A 16805-nucleotide genomic window follows, 5' to 3' on the forward strand; every position below is an offset into this window, starting at 1 on the left:
ACCCATTTCAGTCGATACGACCGACCGGGGACAGCGAGCGGGGGAACGAAGAAGGCCCGGGTCCTCGGACCCGGGCCGTCGTGTGCGCGAGGGGGGACTTGAACCCCCACGCCCTTGCAGGCACTGGCACCTGAAGCCAGCGCGTCTACCTATTCCGCCACTCGCGCATGTCGCGTTCCGCAGAACTCAACCTGGAAAGACTAACACGTGCGCGCGCGTGCCCGAAAACCGGCGACGCCCTCACCCCCGCGAGACTTACGTTCCAGCATGAGACAGCACGACAGGCGTCATGTCTCACGCTGAAAGAGAAGTCTCGCGGGCGGGGACGGGGTGGGAAGGGGGCGCGGGGGCGGGTTTTCAGCCGGGCTGGCTACGATGTCCCTACCGGTCGGCATGCCAGAGGAGCCCCGTGGGACTACTTGACAGCTTTGAGAAGGGTCTTGAACGCGCTGTGAACAGCGCCTTCGCCAAGACCTTTCGCAGCGGCATCCAGCCGGTGGAGATCGCCTCGGCGCTCCGCCGCGAGGCCGACACCAATGCCGCCGTGGTCAGCCGCGACCGCATCATCACGCCCAGCGAGTACCTGGTGCGCCTCAGCCCCGAGGACGATGAGCGCATGCGCGGCCTCGGCCGTGCGCTGCACGAGGAGCTCCTCGCCCTGCTGACCACGCACGCCCGCACGCAGGGCTACAGCTTCGCCGGCCCGCTGCGCGTCGTCATCGAACCGGACGAGCGCGTCGCCACCGGCACCGTGCGCGTCAGCTCGGGCTCGGTCGAGAGTCGCGTCTCCTGGCAGGCGGTCATCGAGGTCGCCGGCACCCAGCATCCGCTAACCGCCGCCCGCACCGTCATCGGTCGCGGCAGCGACGCCGACATCGCCATCTCGGATGCCGGATCCAGCCGCCGCCACGCGGAGGTGCTGTGGGACGGCGAACGCGGCATGCTCCGCGACCTCGGGTCGACCAACGGGACGAAGATCGACGGACAGAAGGTCCGCGAAGTCGCGTTGACCCCCGACACCCGCTTCACGATCGGTCGCACCGAGCTGGTGTTCCGCGTGGTTCCCGTCAGCGCGTCCGGTTCCGAGACCAGGGGAGGCCTCCGATGAGCGAACTGCTGCTCCTGGTGCTGCGCATCGGCTTCCTCGTGATGCTGTGGTTCTTCGTGTTCGGCGTCGTCTACTCGCTGCGCGCCGACCTGTTCGGGGTGCGTGTGCGCAAGCTGCCGGCGGATCAGGCCGCCGCGGTCCCGGCATCCCCGGCCCAACCCGCCCGACCGTCCGCGCCGGCCGGTCGCAGCGGCCCGCCCACCCGCCTGGTGATCACGTCCGGCCCGAAGACCGGCCTCGAGGTGCCGCTCGGCACCGAGCCGATGTCGATCGGACGCTCCAGCGAGTCCGGCCTCGTGATCCGCGACGACTACACCTCCAGCCACCACGCGCGCCTCGCCCTGCGCGGCGACACCTGGACGATCCAGGACCTCGGCTCGACGAACGGCACCTACCTCGCCGGCGAGCGCGTCGGCGACAAGCCCCGGCCGGTCGCCGTCGGAACGCCCATCAAGGTCGGCGCCACGACATTCGAGCTGCGGTCGTAAGGGCGTCTCCGCAAGATGGTCTTCGAGGGCTCGAGCGCCGCGATCTCCCACACCGGGAAGGTCCGCTCCAACAATCAGGACTCCGGCTACGCCGGAGCGAACCTGTTCGTCGTCGCCGACGGCATGGGCGGCCACGCAGGCGGTGACGTCGCCTCGACCCTCGCGATCAGCCGCATGGAGGGCCTGGACCACGTCTACCCGTCCACCGACGACGCCCAGGCCGCGCTGCAGGCCGCCGCTACGACGGCGGCCGCCGACCTGGTGCGCGCGTCGAAGGAGCGCCCCGAACTGGCCGGGCTCGGCACCACCCTGAGCGCGATCATCATGGTCGACGAGTACGCGGTCATCGGACACATCGGCGATTCGCGCATCTACCTGTTCCGCGACGACGAACTCACCCAGATCACCACCGACCACACGTTCGTGCAGCGCCTGGTCGACTCCGGCCGCATCACCGTCGAGGAGGCCCGCTACCACCCTCGGCGCTCGGTCCTCATGCGCGTGCTCAGCGACATGGACATCGACCCGGAGCTGGACATGTTCGTCATGCCCACACTCCCCGGCGATCGGTGGCTGCTGTGCTCCGACGGCCTGTCCGGCGTCGTGGACGAGGCGCACATCTCGAAGGCCCTGCGGCTCGGGCTCGCTCCCGGACGCACCGCCGACAACCTGCTCAAGCAGGCGCTGGACGGCGGCGCTCCCGACAACGTCACCGTGGTGCTCGTCGACGTCGGGGGAGCACACCCGCTGTCCTCCGGCACCCCGACGGTCGTCGGCGCGGCCTCGAACCCGTCCGAGCTGCCGGTCCCGACCGCCCGGCCGTCGCTCACCGGCTGGCTGCACCCCGTGCTGCAGGCGGCGAACGAGCCGACGCACTTCGAGCCGGATGCCGATTACTTCGAGGAGATCATCGAGGAGGACCGGCGGCGCGCCCGCCGCCGCCGCGCCGCCTGGCTCGCCGCGCTGATCGCCGCCATCCTCGCCCTCGTCGCGGGCGGCTTCATCGCCTACAACTGGACCCAGACCCGCTACTTCGTCGGCGCCGACGAGGACAGCGTGGTCATCTACCGTGGCGTGCAGCAGAACCTCGGACCGATCGTGCTCTCCACCGAGGTGAAGGACACCGGCATCCTGCTCGCCGACCTTCCGCAGTACCAGCGGTCGTCGGTGGAGCGCACCATCAACGCGCGTTCGCTCGCCGACGCCACGGCGATCACCGAGCGCCTGGCCACCAGCGTCCTCCCGCCGGTTCCGGAATCGACGCCCGACCCGTCCCCGACTCCCGCCGCCACGACGGAGGCGCCCGCACCATGACCGCAGTGACCGCCGACACCAGCGTCATGAAGGCGCTGAAGAAGATCCGGATGCCGCAGAAGCAGCGCAACCGCGAGTTCTGGCTGCTCCTGTTCGCCTGCGCGATCTCGGGTGCGGCTCTCACGCTGGTCCAGCTGGGGGCGCTCGGCACGATCGACCCGATGATCCTCGTGATCGGCGGCTGCCTGGCGGCGCTGGTCTTCGCGCTGCACGTGGTGCTGCGCGTGGTGGCATCCGACGCCGACCCGTTCGTGCTGCCCATCGCGACGCTGCTCACGGGGCTCGGCATCGCGATGATCTACCGCATCGACATCGCCAAGCAGCTCACCGGCTGGGACGCGTTCTCGACCAAGCAGCTGGCGTGGACCGCGATCTCGATCGCCGGCGCCATCGCGGTGGTCATCGCGCTGCGGAACTACCGCGTGCTGTACCGGTACACGTACATCTCCGGCCTCGCCGGCATCGTGCTGCTCATCCTGCCGTTCATCCCCGGGCTGAAGGCGACCGGCGCGAACGCGGACGTCTGGGTGTCGCTGGGCGGGTTCATCTCGTTCCAGCCCGGTGAGCTGGCCAAGATCTGCCTGGCCATCTTCTTCGCCGGCTACCTGGTGCGCACGCGAGAGAGTCTCAGCTCGGTCGGCAAGAGGTTCCTCGGCGTCACCTGGCCGCGCATGCGTGAGCTCGGACCCGTGCTGGTGGTGTGGTTCCTGTCGCTGCTGATCATCGTGGTGCAGCGCGACCTCGGCACGGGCGTGCTGATCTTCGGCATGTTCATCGCGATGCTCTACGTCGCCACCGGCAAGACCAGCTGGGTGCTCATCGGTCTCGCGGGCGTGGCGACGGGAGCGTTCCTGGCCACCCGCATCCTCGCGTACGTGCAGCGCCGGTTCACCAACTGGCTCGACGCGTTCGACCCCGACATCATCGAGATGCGCGGCGGCAGCTACCAGCTGGTGGAGGGCATCTTCGGCCTGGCGCACGGCGGCCTGATCGGCACCGGCTGGGGTCAGGGACGGCCGCAGGTCACCCCGCTCGCGCACAGCGACTACATCATCCCCAGCCTCGGCGAGGAGCTCGGCATCGTCGGACTGTTCGCCATCCTCTGTCTGTACATGGTGTTCATCAGCCGCGGCCTGCGCATCGGCCTCGCCGGCCAGGACGACTTCGGCAAGCTGCTCTCCACCGGGTTGTCGTTCACCATCGCACTGCAGGTGTTCATCATGGTCGGGGGCGTCACCCGCGTCATCCCGCTCACCGGTCTCACCACGCCGTTCCTCGCCGCGGGTGGATCGTCGCTGGTGGCCAACTGGCTCATCGTCTCGCTGCTGCTGCGCATCAGCGACGGCGTCCGCCGCCAGCCGAGGGTGGTGATCGGATGACCTGGACCCGACTCCGAGCACTCCGAGGGGGTGCCGCATGACCAAAGAACTGCGCCGTCTCAGCTTCGTGATCCTCGCGATGTTCCTGTCGCTGTTCGTCGCCGTCAGCTGGATCCAGGTCGTCGACGCCGACCGGCTCGCCCAGAACCAGGCGAACACCCGCACCCGACTGGACAGCTACGAGATCCAGCGCGGATCGATCATCGTCGAGGACACCGCGATCGCCACCTCGGTGCCGACCGACGACCGCTACCAGTACCAGCGCGTGTACCAGGACGGGCCGATGTGGGCCGCCGTCACCGGTTACTACAACCCGGCTCTGCAGTCGGCGACCGGCATCGAGCGCGCTCTCGGTGCCGACCTGTCCGGCACCGGCTCGAACGCGTTCTTCGCCGAGATCGAGCGGATCGTCTCGGGTCAGCCGCAGCAGGGCCTGAGCGTCAAGCTCACCCTGGATGCCGCCGCGCAGCGCGCCGCGTGGGAGGCGCTGGACGGGCTGCAGGGCGCGGTCGTCGCGATCGAGCCGTCGACGGGACGCGTGCTCGCGATGGCATCCACCCCCGGGTTCGACACGAACGCGCTCGCCTCGCACGACACCAACGCGGTCAACGCCGAGCACGACCGCCTGGAGGCCGACCCGGCGAACCCGCTGTACAACAGGGCGATCGCCGGCAACCTCAACCCGCCCGGCTCGACCTTCAAGGTCGTCGTGGCCGCAGCCGCCCTGGCGACCGGGGAGTGGACCATGGACTCCACGCTGCCCAACCCGGCGCGCTACACGCTGCCGGGTACCTCCACGCAGATCTCGAACGCGTCGGGCACGACGTGCGGGCCGGGCGAGACCACCACGATCGCCACCGCGCTGCGGCTCAGTTGCAACATCCCGATGGCGGAGCTCGCCGCCGAGATCGGCGACCAGGCGATCCGAGAGACGGCGGAGAAGTTCGGCTTCAACGCCGAGCTCGAGATCCCCGTCAAGGTCACCCCGTCCAGCTACCCCTCCGGGCTCAACGACCCCGAGACGGCCCTGACCGGTTTCGGACAGGGCCAGGTGACCGCGACGCCGCTGCAGATCGCGATGGTCTCGGCCGGGATCGCCAACGACGGCGCGGTGATGACGCCGCGCATGGTCGAGCAGGTGATCGGCGACGACTTCGCGGTGCACCGGCAGTTCGAGGACCACGCGTTCGATCAGCCGATCGACGCCGACGCCGCCGACGCGATCACCGCGGCCATGGTGGCGGGGGTCAGGTCGGGTGCTGCCTCGGGTGCAAGAATAGACGGGGTCGATGTCGCCGGTAAGACGGGCACCGCGCAGAACGGCGGTTCCCGTCCGCACACGCTGTGGTTCACAGGATTCGCCCCTGCGGAGGACCCGCAGGTGGCGGTGGCGGTCGTCGTCGAAGACGGCGGTGGAAAGGGTCAATCCGGGTCCGGCAATGCCATTGCCGCTCCGATTGCGAAGAAGGTCATAGAGGCGGTGCTGGGCAGATGAGACCGACGCAGGGTGTGTCGTTCGGTGGTCGCTACGAGCTGCAATCGCGGATCGCGATCGGCGGCATGGGCGAAGTGTGGGAGGCGACCGATCACGTCATCGGGCGCACCGTCGCCATCAAGATCCTCAAGGACGAGTACATGGGGGATCCGGGCTTCCTCGAGCGCTTCCGCGCCGAGGCCCGGCACGCCGCACTCGTCAACCACGAGGGCATCGCCAGCGTGTTCGACTACGGCGAGGAGAACGGCTCGGCCTTCCTGGTCATGGAGCTGGTGCCCGGCGAGGCGCTGTCGACCATCCTCGAGCGCGACGGCGCGCTGAGCGCGGACAAGACGCTCGACATCGTCGCGCAGACCGCCTCCGCGTTGCAGGCCGCGCACGCGGCAGGTCTCGTGCACCGCGACATCAAGCCCGGCAACCTGCTGATCACGCCCGACGGGCGCGTGAAGATCACCGACTTCGGCATCGCGCGCATCGCCGACCAGGTGCCGCTCACCGCAACCGGCCAGGTCATGGGCACCGTGCAGTACCTGTCGCCCGAGCAGGCCTCCGGTCACGCGGCGTCGCCTGCCACCGACATCTATTCGCTGGGCATCGTGGCGTACGAGTGCCTGGCGGGGAAGCGCCCGTTCACGGGCGAGTCGCAGGTCGCCATCGCCATGGCGCAGATCAACGAGCAGCCCCCACCGCTGCCGGCGACCGTGCCGATCCCGGTGCAGAACCTCGTGATGGCGATGATCGCCAAGAAGCCCGCCGAACGGCCGTCCTCGGCCGCCACCGTTTCGCGGGCGGCGCGCGCGCTGCGGCGCGGCGACCTGAACTCGGCCGCGATCGCGGTGCCCGCCATCGCCGGCGCGGGGGTGGCGGATGCCGATGACGCGACCCGCATCCTGACCGGGATGAACGACGGCGAGGATGCCACGCGCATCCTGCCCACCACCGCGCAGCTGCCCACCGAGCAGGCGGCGGCGCGGGAGGAGACCGAGAAGAAGAAGCGCAGCCCGTGGACCTGGCCGCTCATCGCGCTGATCGTGCTGCTGCTGCTGGTGCTGGGCGGAACGCTGTGGGCACTGCTCGCCAACAACGACGGCGGCGGCGACGCCGACCCGACACCGGCGAAGACCACGACCACTCAGCAGACGAAGCCCACCCCGACCGACACCGAGCCCGAGGAGCCGGAGACCGTCGACATCGCGTCGCTCGGTCTGGAGGGCAAGACCTGCGACGAGGCCACGGCGATCCTGCAGGCCGAAAGCCTCGAGGCGAACTGCGTGCCGGGCGACCCGGCCCCCACCGAGGCCGATCAGGGGCGGATCTACCGGGTGGTCACGACCGGCAACCAGCCGGTGGGCTCGACGATCGAGATGATCTTCCACACCGAGCAGACGCCGCTGCCGCAACCGGGCGCGCCGAACCTGCCGGAGACCGTCGAGCAGGGCGGCGAGGCGCAGGTCACCTGGACCGGTTACACCTGCCCGTCGGGTCAGGGCACCGCGAGCGCCTACAACCTCACCGTGCGGGGCGGCGTGTTCGCCGTGAACGGTCAGCCGACGGCATCCTTCGGTGCGAACGACCGCACGGCGACGATCAACGTCACCGGCGCGCCCGGCGAAGCGGTGGTGGTGACGTACACCGTCACCTGCTCCGGCGGCACCGCCGGTGAGCGGACCACCGGTGCGTCCCCCGAGGACGTCGCGTCGATCCAGCAGGCAGCAGTGCTCCCCACTCCCGGGATCACCGAAGGCACCGAAGGGTAGCCTCGTACACAGTGAGCAGTGACGTCTCAGGGGGATCGGAAGTGTCGACAGAGCCGCGCGTACTCGCCGGCCGCTATCGGGTCGATGAGGTCATCGGCCACGGCGGCATGGCGACGGTGCACCGCGGGTACGACCTGACCCTCGGACGCGAGGTCGCGATCAAGATCCTCGACCCGCAGCTCGCGAAGGACCAGACGTTCCGCACGCGCTTCCGGCTCGAGGCGCAGGCGGCGTCGCGCATGTCGCATCCGTCGATCGTGCGCGTCTTCGACGCCGGCGACCCGTCGACCCCGCCGTCCGGTCCCTCTGCGAGTTCGGGCCCGTCCGCGGGGTCGGCGGCCGGCACCGACGAACCGTACATCGTCATGGAGCTCGTGCACGGCACGCTGCTGAAGGACGTGATCGCCCGCGGCCCGGTGCCGGTGGACGACGCGATCCGCTACGTCGACGGCATCCTCGAGGCGCTGGACTACTCGCACCGTGCGGGCGTTGTGCATCGCGACATCAAGCCCGGCAACGTGATGATCACCGACAGCGGCGCGGTGAAGGTGATGGACTTCGGCATCGCCCGCGCCGTCTCCGACTCCTCGTCGACCGTGGCGCAGACCACACAGATCCTGGGCACGGCCGCCTACTTCTCGCCGGAGCAGGCCAAGGGCGAGCCCGTCGACGCGCGCGCCGACATCTACTCGACCGGCGTGGTGCTGTACGAGCTGCTGACCGGCCGTCAGCCGTTCCGCGGCGAATCCCCGGTAGCGGTCGCCTACCAGCACGTCAGCGAGACGCCCGTCCCTCCCACCGAGGTCAACGAGGAGGTCCCGCGGGCGCTGGATGCCGTCGCGCTGCGCGCCATGGCGAAGGACCCGTACCAGCGCTACCCCGACGCGGCCGGCTTCCGCGCGGCGCTCCAGGCCGCCGCGAGCGGAGAGGCGCCGACCCGCAAGGAGATCGGCGCGCTGACCAGCGAGCTGTACGGCCCGAACCCGCGGCACGCGCAGGAGACCGCCCGCACTCTGCGGCAGCTGAGCACCGACACGACGATGACGCGCACGCAGTCCGGCCCGCCGGTGGCGTGGATCTGGGCGGCGGTCGCGCTGCTCGCCGTGCTGGTGGTGTCGGTGCTGTTCTGGGTGGTGAGCATCAGCGTGCGCCCGCCCGAGGTGCCGAGCACGTCGCAGACCGTCCCGAACCTCGTCAACATGACCTCGGACGAGGCCGAGGAGGCGCTGGAGGATCTGGAGCTCGTGCCGGACATCCGCACGGAGGCCAGCGCCGACTTCGAAGAGGGGCACGTGATCCGTTCGTTGCCCAACACCGGCGCGAAGGTGAACGAGGGCGAGTCGATCATCATCTACGTCTCCACCGGTGCGGACACCGTGACGATGCCGGTGCTGGAGGGGCTGTCGACGGATGCCGCGACGAAGGCGCTCGAGGACGCCGGCCTGGTGCTGGGGACGATCCGTCAGGAGAACGACCCCGAGGCAGCCGCGGGCGTGGTGCTGGAGGCCAGCGAGCCCGCCGAGAGCGAGGTCGCTCCCGGCACGGTGGTCAACCTCGTCGTCGCCAACGGCCACGTGATCGTCGACGACATGACCGGCTGGTCGCTGGATGCCGCGCAGAAGGAGCTCGAGGAGCTGGGTCTCACGCCTGCCCCGGTCGAGATCGGCGCGTGCTCCGAGGGTCAGGTCCCGAACGTGGTGTCCGCCATGTCGGTCGCGCCGGGCGAGGTGCCGATCCGCTCCACGGTCGAGCTGCGCTACTGCGTCGCCGGCTGAACCCCGCGCAGCCAGTTCGCCAGCAGCCGGTGACCGCTCTCGGTCAGCACGCTTTCGGGGTGGAACTGCACTCCGAGGATCGGCAGGCTGCGGTGCGCGATCGCCATCACCGTGCCCTGGTCGGTACGCGCCGTCACCTGCAACTCGTCCGGCAGATCGGCTTCGGCGAGCGCGAGCGAGTGGTACCGTCCCGCGGCGAAGGGCGAGCGGATGCCGTCGAACAGCGGAGACCCGTCGTGGGACACCTGCGAGACCATTCCGTGCATGAGCTCCGGCGCCGCGGTGACCGGGGCGCCGAACGCCTCGCCGATCGCCTGGTGGCCGAGGCACACGCCGAGCAGCGGCGTGTGCGTCTCCTCAGCGAGGCGCACGACGTCCACGGACGCTCCGGCGTCGGCCGGCGTCCCGGGTCCAGGGGAGATCAGCACCGCATCGTGCTCGGCCAGCATCCGCCGCCATTCCGGGTCGGCCGCGGCGACGGCATCCGCCTCCACCATCTCCACCTCGGCGCCGAGCTCGCGGAGGTAGCCGATCAGGGTGTGCACGAAGCTGTCGTGGTTGTCGACGACGAGAACCCGCACGGCTCGGGATCGACCGTCATGGGGCGGCGTGTCGGGGTCTGCCGGGCGCGCGGAAGACGCTGCGGTCATAAGGGGAAAGTCTACTGGCCGGACTAGACTGGGCCGCATGGCACGTGACCGCAACTCCGAAGAACCCGCTCTCGAGCGCGCCGAGGGCGAGGAAGCCCCCAACGCCGTATGGTTCAAGCCCGTCATGGTCGGCTTCATGCTGCTCGGCCTGGTGTGGATCCTCGTCTACTACATCTCCGGCCAGCAGTTCCCGATCCCCGGCATCACGGTGTGGAACCTGGCGATCGGTCTCGGCATCGCCCTCATCGGCTTCCTCATGACCACCCGGTGGCGGTGATCACCGGCATCCGCTCTTCGGCGCCCTCTCACCACGGTGAGGGGGCGCCGTTCTTCACCGCTCGGGCTGTGAATAACACGGGTGTAATTCTCCCCACCTGGGGATAGCCCTGTGGATAACTCTCAGATCAGGCTGCTGATGATCAACGGCGGCACGACGAGCACGACGATCACCAGCAGCACGACCAGGGCTGCCAGCAGCACGATCTGCCAGATGCGCTGATCGCGGCGACGCGTGCGCGTGTAGATGTAGGCGACGATCGCGCCCACGACCGCGCCGCCGAGGTGCGCCTGCCAGGCGATCCCGTCGACCACCAGGCCGAACACGAAGTTGATCCCGAGAACGACCAGGATGCCGGTCACGTTGGCGCCGATGTGCCGGCCGATGATGAGCAGGGCCGCCATCAGGCCGAACACCGCACCGGAGGCGCCCACCGTGGCGGTGCGCGGATCGGCGAGCAGGGCGACGGCGACCGAGCCGCCGAGAGCGCTGACCAGGTACATCGTGAGGAACCGGGTTCGGCCGAGCATCGGCTCGAGGCTCTGCCCCAGCATCCACAGGGCGAGCATGTTCAGCGCGAGGTGGACGAAGCCGCCGTGCACGAGGGCGGTCGTGAGCAGTCGCCACGGCTCGAAGGGGATGCCGGGCACACCGATGTACACGTAGAGGGGCGCGAAGAGCAGCGCGCCCTCGATCGCCTGCCCGACGGTGGGGACCATCTGCAGCAGACTGATCACCGACGTCACGAGCATGATGCCCAGGGTGACGGCCGGGCGGCCGCTGCGCGTGATCGCCATCGGACCGCCTCCCCAGGCCCGGCGCGCGCGCCGCTGGGCGGGGGACTCCGCCTTGCCCTGGTCCGCCATGCACTCCGGGCAGATCACCCCGACCGGCGCCTGCGTCTGGCAGGCGGGGCAGATGGTGCGCAGGCAGCGCTGGCAGAGCACGAAGCTCTGCCGATCCGGATGCCGGTAGCAGAAGTTGTCGCGATTGCGCGTGAACTCAGGTGTCGACATCCGGATCGGCTCGCGCTCGTCTCAGACGGCGGTCAGTTCGCGACGACGTCGATCGAGTGCAGCACGACCGGCTCGATCGGCCGGTCGCCCGCGCCGATCGGAACGGCCGAGATCGCGTCGACGACGGCCTTGGAGGCGTCATCGGCGACCTCGCCGAAGATGGTGTGCTTGCCCTGCAGCCACGGGGTCGGGTCGGTGGTGATGAAGAACTGCGAGCCGTTGGTGCCCTCGGGCTTGCCGGTGATCGCGTTGCGGCGCAGGCCGGCGTTCGCCATCGCCAGGATGTAGGGCTCGTTGAAGTTCAGCTCGGGGTGGATCTCGTCGTTGAAGTTGTAGCCGGGGCCGCCGACACCCTGACCCAGCGGGTCGCCGCCCTGGATCATGAAGTTCGGGATGATGCGGTGGAAGATGACGTCCTTGTACAGCGGGCCTTCGCCGGGCTGGCCGGTCGCCGGGTGGGTCCAGGCCTTCGATCCGTCGGCGAGGCCGACGAAGTTGGCGACCGTGTTCGGGGCGTGGTCGCCGAACAGGTTGACGACGATGTCGCCGTGGTTGGTGTGCAGGGTTGCGACGTGGGAAGCGTGAGGCATGGGTTCATTCTCTCAGAGGCCCCCGCGAGCGGGCTGCGTATTGTGGCTGAACGCGAACAGGATTGCCAGATCCCTGCTGGCTCGCAGTGTGTTCTGGTTAGATGAAGCGAGAACGGACTCCGACCGACGGGAGAACAACGTGAACCTCAGCCGTAAGCGCAAGAAGGAACTGCGGAAGCTGCAGCAGGAGGCGGGACGACTGTGGGAGTCGCAGCAGGTTCTCGTCGGCCACGCCGCGGACATCGCCCGTGAGGCCGGCCGCCAGCTCGGCCACCTGAACCGCGAGAAGGTCGTGCCGGTGGTGCAGGACTCCTACAACCGGCACCTCGCGCCGACCGTCGAGCGCGGCATGAAGGTGGGCAAGCACGTCGTCGACGACAAGGTCGTCCCGATCGTGGGCGGCGTCGTGGGCACGGCGCTGTCGGCCTGGGATGTCGCGAACTCGAAGCGTCACGAGCTGATGGGCCACAAGCCGGCTCCGAAGAAGAAGAGCACCGGCCTCGGATCCATCGTCGCGATCGTGCTCGGCGCGGCCGCCGCGATCGGCGTGGTCTATGCCGCGTGGCAGGCGCTGCGCGCCGACGACGAGCTGTGGGTCGCCGACGACCCGCTGTCGCCGCCGAACGCGTGACGACGGATGCCGGAGGTGCGGTCGATCCGCACGCGAGGGTGAAGCATGCCGCGGCCGCGCGCGGTCTCGAGATCGAGATCCGCGAGCGGCCGCACGCTCGCAGCCTGCACGAGGCCGCGGCGCTGCTCGGGCTGCAGCCGTCCGACATCGTCAAGACACTCGTCGTGAAGACGTCCTCGTCGGGTTCGGGCGGCCAGGCCCCCGATTACCTGTTCGCGCTCGTTCCGGGCGGCCGCGCCATCTCATGGCCGAAGCTTCGCAGACTCGTCGGGGTCAACAAGCTGCGGCTGCCCGAGCCGGACCTCGCACTGGCCGCGACCGGCTACGAGCGAGGGACCATCGTGCCGATCGGCAGCAGCCACGACTGGCCGGTGTACGCAGACGAGACGATCGTGGGCCGGCGCATCGCCATGGGCGCCGGAACGCACGGCCACAGCCTGTTCGTCGATGCCGACGATCTCATCCGCGCCTACGGCGCGACCGTCGCGGACATCTCGGTTCCTGAGTAGCGCGGGCTGCCGGCATCCGCTCAGTGGCGGGCGGGGAGCAGTTCGGCCATCCGCAACGCGATGTCGACGAGCTTCACCCGCTGCAGCCCGGCGATCTCGTCGAGCCGGAACCAGCCCGCCATGTCGGTGGATCCGTTGGTCTCGAACCGGAGGGCGCCGCCCGTGATCCGTGCGCGATACACGATGCGCAGCGTGTGCAGCGGGGTGTCGCTGTGGTGCACGCGCTGGCTGGCGGGGATGACGCGGGAGTGGATGCCGAGCAGCTCGGTGGTCTCGATCGCGTAGCCGGTCTCCTCACGCAGTTCGCGGCGCACCGCGACCTCTGGGTCCTCGCCGGCCTCCAGGCCACCACCGGGCATGGTCCAGGCGACGCGTCTGCCCTCGGTCCAGCGCGCGAGAAGAACGCGCCCGTCGTCATCGGTGACGACCGCGTATGCGGCGACCCGCAGATCCATGGATCAACAGTAGTGGGTCGCCGGCCCGCGGCATCCGCCGGTTTCAGCCGCGCAAGCGGTCGAGCGCGGCGGCCAGGCGGGCGACGGTGCCGTCGACGTCGCCGAGCTTGTCGAGGCCGAACAGCCCCACCCGGAAGGTGGAGAACGTCTCCGGCTCGCCGCAGTGCAGGGGAACACCGGCGGCGACCTGAACGCCGTGCTCACGGAAGCGCGCGCCAGTGCGCAGACCCGGGTCGTCGGTGTGCACGACGACGACGCTCGGTGCCGCGAAGGCGCCAGCGGCGACCGACGGCATCCCGTGGTCGGCGAGCAGAGCACGCACCCGGGTGCCGAGGTCGAACTGCGCGCTGCGCAGCGTGTCGAGGCCGCGATCACGGGTCTCGATCATCTGCACGAGATTGTGGGCGAGCGAGTCGGTGGGCATGGTGGCGTGGTATGCCGCCGAGCCGTCGCGGTACGCGTCGGCGATCTTCAGCCAGCGCCCGAGGTCGAGCGTGAAGCTCGTCGATTCGGTCGCCTCCACAGCGGCACGGCCGGCTGCGCTCAGCATGACGTAGCCGGCCCCGGGGGTGCCGCTCCACCCTTTCTGCGGGGCGCTGATCAGCACGTCGACGCCGAGGTGCTGCATGTCGACCCAGACGGCGCCCGACGCGATGCAGTCCAGCACGAGCAGAGCGCCCACCTCATGAGCCGCTTCGGCGAGCGCACGCACGTAGTCGTCGCCGAGCAACATCCCGGCGGCCGTTTCGACGTGCGGAGCGAAGACGACCTCGGGCCGCTCGTCGCGGATCGCCGTCACCACCTCGTCGATCGGCGCCGGGCTCCACGCGGCCTGCGGGTCGGCGTTGTCGGGCCGAGCCGCACACACCGTGGTGGAGGAGCTCACGCGGCCCTCATCGAGGATCTGGGACCAGCGATAGGAGAACAGCCCGTTGCGGACGACCAGCGCGCGCCGCCCCGTCGCGAGCTGCCGGGCGACGGCTTCCATGGCGGCGGTACCTCCGCCGTTGACGATGGCAGCGCTGTCGGCGTGGTAGGTCTCCCGCAGGATCGCGAGCGTCTGGTGCATCACATCGACGAACCGGGCGGACATGTGGTTCAGCGAACGATCCGTGAAGACGACCGAGTACTCCAGCAGTCCGTCCGGGTCGATGTCGGCGTGGGGAAGGCGCATGGGTTCAGTCTGGCAGTTTCGCCGCCGGCATCCGATCAGGAATCGAGAAGCGCCGCCGGACCCGCCGCCCTAGCCTGGTCTTGACCGACCACACGAAGGGAGCGGACATGGACCGCACGGAGGAGACCACGAATTTCACCGCCGAGGAACGCCAGGCCATGAAGGACCGGGCCAAGGAGACGCGCGCGGCGCGCTCTCGCAAGAAGAAGGACCCGGAGGAGATCCGACGGGAGGGTGAGGCGGAGGTGCGCGCGAAACTCGCCGAACTGCCGGACGCCGATCGCGAGCTCGGCGAGCGGCTGCACGCCATGGTCACCGAGACCGCACCGCACCTCGTCCCGCGGACGTACTACGGCATGCCGGCGTGGGGCAAGGACGGCAAGGTGCTGTGCTTCTTCCAGCCGGCGTCCAAGTTCAAGGTGCGCTACGCCACCTTCGGGTTCGAGACGATCGCGAACCTGGACGACGGGAACATCTGGCCGACGTCGTACGCCGTCACGAAGCTGGACGACGACGATGTCGCCTTCCTCGCGGAGTTGGTGCGGCGCGCAGCCAACTGACGGCTCAGCTCTGGCGCGCCTCGGCGGGACCGATGTGCTCGGGGGTGAGCAGGATGCCGCCGCTGGTGTTGGCCGACGTGGAGAGCTCGGTGAGCCACTGCTGGCTGAGCTGCGGAGCCTCCTGCTCGTCGAAGACGAACCGCAGGGGGATGGACGGGTGCAACCACAGGGTCGAACGACCTGGCTCGGCCGTCCCGTGGTGCCGCCAAGAGAGCGTGAAGCTCTCGTTGCGGCGCAGCTTCGTGGCGATCACGACCTTGAGATGAGCGAGCGTGCGGTCATCGATCTCGATCGGATCGGGGAAGTTGCCGTAGTAGATGAGTCCCATTTGGCATAACCGTATGGGCAGGTCGTCGGCCCTGACAACGCGGCGGAACCGCCCACGACGAAAGGCGAAAGCACTGTTCGCGGCGTGGACTCTCCGGCGCCGGAGAGGCTTCGCTCAGTCCTGTTCCAGGGTCTCACGGGGCGAGCGCCCGTACACGGTGCGATAGGCGGCGGCGAAGCGGGTGATGTTGCTGAAACCCCACCGACGGGCGATCGCCGACACCGTCTCGGCAGGGCCGGCGTTGCGGAGATCGCGATGCGCACCGTCCAGGCGCACGCGTCGCAGGTGAGCCGTCGGGGTCGTGTCGAGGGCCCGCCGGAACGCGTACTGCAGTCCGCGCGTGGAGATGTGCACCGCCCTGGCCACGTCGTCGACGGTGATCGGCTCGTGGGCGTGGGAGTCCATGTACTCGACCGCCCGGCGCACGACCGCGGGCGCGCTCAGTCGCGGCTCGGATGCCATCGCCTCCGAGAACGTGGAGGGGAACGTGCTGAGTGCCGTGAGCACCGCGTGGCGGGTCAGGGTCGATTCGATGATCGGGTCGTCGTCCGCAGCCGCGACGGCGTGCATCACGTAATTGAACATGCGGTTCCAGTACCTGCCGGCACCGGGACTCTTGGGGGCGACATCGGTCAGACGCAGGGTCAGCAGGTCGTCGCCCGTCACCTGCCTTGCGACGTGCTGCGCGACGGAGCGGTCGAGGATGATGGCGCTGACATCCGCGGTCTTCTCCCATTGGGCGCGCACCTCCCTGCCGTCGGTGGCCCAGGGCAGGTCGGTGTCGAGGGTGACCCGGCCGCTCATCACGCGTCCCGCGGGAGCCGCCACACGGCACACCACGATCTGATCCTCGGGCTGGACGGACGATTCCACGGTCGCGGTCAGGGCGTACCGGACGACCGACATGCCCTCGACGGCCGCCGAGCGCCACCGGAAGCCGAAGCTCTTCGGGTCGATACGCTGCGCCCGGGCGGAGGGCACGTACTGGGTCCAGATGTGCTCGACGTCGGCGACGTCGCGCGAATCCATCCGGAGTATCTCTGCCAAGCCTGCTCCTCGTCATGTCATCCGGGCGCGCCGAAAGGCGCCCGTTTCAGGGTAAGCAGGATCCGGAGCGGCGAGGGTCGTCCAACCCGTGAAGACCCTGCATGTGCCCAGTCGGCGACCGCGGAGGGTTATCGGCAAGAAAGTGTGGACGGGTCGGGCGTGTCATGATCGTCCTGCCCACCCGGTTCTGAGCCAGAGGCCCTCGCCGGCGTCGAGTCCGGTGTCGTAGAGTGCGGGCCCGACGCGCTCTTG

The 16805-nt window shown here is 69.5% G+C and carries 18 protein-coding genes and 1 tRNA gene; 11 read left to right on the forward strand and 8 right to left on the reverse strand.

Translation table 11 applies throughout. The annotated features are described in order from the left end of the window. Positions 1 to 83: 83 nt before the first annotated feature. Positions 84 to 167: transfer RNA gene (locus tag RIF65_RS12775), tRNA-Leu, on the reverse strand. 242 nt (positions 168 to 409) lie between these two features. Here RIF65_RS12775 and RIF65_RS12780 point away from each other — a divergent pair. Genes RIF65_RS12780 through pknB form a run of 7 tightly spaced genes read left to right on the forward strand, consistent with a single transcriptional unit; the run spans position 410 to position 9316 of the window. Continuing rightward, on the forward strand, positions 410 to 1108 hold the full coding sequence (locus tag RIF65_RS12780) for a DUF3662 and FHA domain-containing protein (protein WP_309065009.1): 699 nt from the start codon (positions 410 to 412) through the stop codon (positions 1106 to 1108). Next, entirely contained in the window at positions 1105 to 1596 is a 492-nt protein-coding gene (locus RIF65_RS12785; protein ID WP_309065010.1) for an FHA domain-containing protein FhaB/FipA, read from the forward strand. Before RIF65_RS12780 ends, RIF65_RS12785 begins: the two co-directional genes overlap by 4 nt. Positions 1597 to 1611: 15 nt before the next feature. Next, a complete protein-coding gene (locus RIF65_RS12790) occupies positions 1612 to 2910 on the forward strand; it encodes a PP2C family protein-serine/threonine phosphatase (protein WP_309065011.1) in 1299 nt (432 codons plus the stop codon). Next, entirely contained in the window at positions 2907 to 4289 is a 1383-nt protein-coding gene (locus tag RIF65_RS12795; RefSeq protein WP_309065012.1) for an FtsW/RodA/SpoVE family cell cycle protein, read from the forward strand. Before RIF65_RS12790 ends, RIF65_RS12795 begins: the two co-directional genes overlap by 4 nt. 37 nt (positions 4290 to 4326) lie before the next feature. Continuing rightward, positions 4327 to 5784, forward strand: a complete 1458-nt coding sequence (locus tag RIF65_RS12800) for a penicillin-binding transpeptidase domain-containing protein (RefSeq protein WP_309065013.1) — start codon at positions 4327 to 4329, stop codon at positions 5782 to 5784. After that, positions 5781 to 7541: a serine/threonine-protein kinase gene (locus RIF65_RS12805; protein ID WP_309065014.1), complete on the forward strand. Its 1761-nt coding sequence runs from the start codon at positions 5781 to 5783 to the stop codon at positions 7539 to 7541. Before RIF65_RS12800 ends, RIF65_RS12805 begins: the two co-directional genes overlap by 4 nt. 11 nt (positions 7542 to 7552) lie before the next feature. Continuing rightward, entirely contained in the window at positions 7553 to 9316 is a 1764-nt protein-coding gene (pknB, locus tag RIF65_RS12810) for a Stk1 family PASTA domain-containing Ser/Thr kinase (RefSeq protein ID WP_309065015.1), read from the forward strand. Here pknB and RIF65_RS12815 read toward each other — a convergent pair. Next, positions 9298 to 9966: an anthranilate synthase component II gene (locus tag RIF65_RS12815; protein ID WP_375142197.1), complete on the reverse strand. Its 669-nt coding sequence runs from the start codon at positions 9964 to 9966 to the stop codon at positions 9298 to 9300. The two genes, pknB and RIF65_RS12815, sit on opposite strands and share 19 nt — an antisense overlap. Before the next feature lie 37 nt (positions 9967 to 10003). Between RIF65_RS12815 and RIF65_RS12820 the strand changes: the two genes are divergently transcribed. After that, complete coding sequence (locus RIF65_RS12820; protein ID WP_309065017.1) at positions 10004 to 10243, forward strand: cell division protein CrgA; 240 nt, start codon at positions 10004 to 10006, stop codon at positions 10241 to 10243. 122 nt (positions 10244 to 10365) lie between these two features. Here RIF65_RS12820 and RIF65_RS12825 read toward each other — a convergent pair whose 3' ends face one another. Both RIF65_RS12825 and RIF65_RS12830 read right to left on the reverse strand, forming a co-directional pair. Further along, positions 10366 to 11259, reverse strand: a complete 894-nt coding sequence (locus RIF65_RS12825; protein ID WP_309065018.1) for a rhomboid family intramembrane serine protease — start codon at positions 11257 to 11259, stop codon at positions 10366 to 10368. 32 nt (positions 11260 to 11291) lie between these two features. Next, the gene (locus RIF65_RS12830) at positions 11292 to 11849 is read right to left on the reverse strand and encodes a peptidylprolyl isomerase (protein WP_309065019.1); all 558 of its coding nucleotides are present in this window, start codon (positions 11847 to 11849) and stop codon (positions 11292 to 11294) included. 139 nt (positions 11850 to 11988) lie between these two features. Between RIF65_RS12830 and RIF65_RS12835 the strand changes: the two genes are divergently transcribed. Both RIF65_RS12835 and RIF65_RS12840 read left to right on the forward strand, forming a co-directional pair. Then, positions 11989 to 12480 (forward strand): DNA helicase, encoded by a 492-nt coding sequence (locus RIF65_RS12835; protein ID WP_309065020.1) that lies wholly within the window; start codon positions 11989 to 11991, stop codon positions 12478 to 12480. Between the two features lie 38 nt (positions 12481 to 12518). Beyond that, positions 12519 to 12989: an aminoacyl-tRNA deacylase gene (locus tag RIF65_RS12840; protein ID WP_309065032.1), complete on the forward strand. Its 471-nt coding sequence runs from the start codon at positions 12519 to 12521 to the stop codon at positions 12987 to 12989. A 20-nt stretch (positions 12990 to 13009) separates the two neighbouring features. Here RIF65_RS12840 and RIF65_RS12845 read toward each other — a convergent pair whose 3' ends face one another. After that, positions 13010 to 13444, reverse strand: coding sequence for an NUDIX hydrolase (locus tag RIF65_RS12845; protein WP_309065021.1), 435 nt, complete (start codon positions 13442 to 13444; stop codon positions 13010 to 13012). A gap of 43 nt (positions 13445 to 13487) precedes the next feature. Next, the gene (locus RIF65_RS12850; RefSeq protein WP_309065022.1) at positions 13488 to 14618 is read right to left on the reverse strand and encodes an aminotransferase class V-fold PLP-dependent enzyme; all 1131 of its coding nucleotides are present in this window, start codon (positions 14616 to 14618) and stop codon (positions 13488 to 13490) included. A gap of 80 nt (positions 14619 to 14698) precedes the next feature. On the opposite strand from RIF65_RS12850, the gene RIF65_RS12855 reads away from it, so the two are divergent. Next, positions 14699 to 15178, forward strand: a complete 480-nt coding sequence (locus RIF65_RS12855; protein WP_309065023.1) for an iron chaperone — start codon at positions 14699 to 14701, stop codon at positions 15176 to 15178. A 4-nt stretch (positions 15179 to 15182) separates the two neighbouring features. On the opposite strand, the gene RIF65_RS12860 is transcribed toward RIF65_RS12855, so the two are convergent. Both RIF65_RS12860 and RIF65_RS12865 read right to left on the reverse strand, forming a co-directional pair. Then, on the reverse strand, positions 15183 to 15506 hold the full coding sequence (locus RIF65_RS12860; protein ID WP_309065024.1) for a DUF7882 family protein: 324 nt from the start codon (positions 15504 to 15506) through the stop codon (positions 15183 to 15185). 114 nt (positions 15507 to 15620) lie between these two features. Beyond that, a complete protein-coding gene (locus RIF65_RS12865) occupies positions 15621 to 16553 on the reverse strand; it encodes a helix-turn-helix transcriptional regulator (protein WP_309065025.1) in 933 nt (310 codons plus the stop codon). Between the last annotated feature and the right edge of the window lie 252 nt (positions 16554 to 16805).

Origin of the sequence: Microbacterium sp., assembly GCF_031180975.1 — a bacterium.
In the GTDB taxonomy this organism is placed as follows: Bacteria; Actinomycetota; Actinomycetes; order Actinomycetales; family Microbacteriaceae; genus Microbacterium.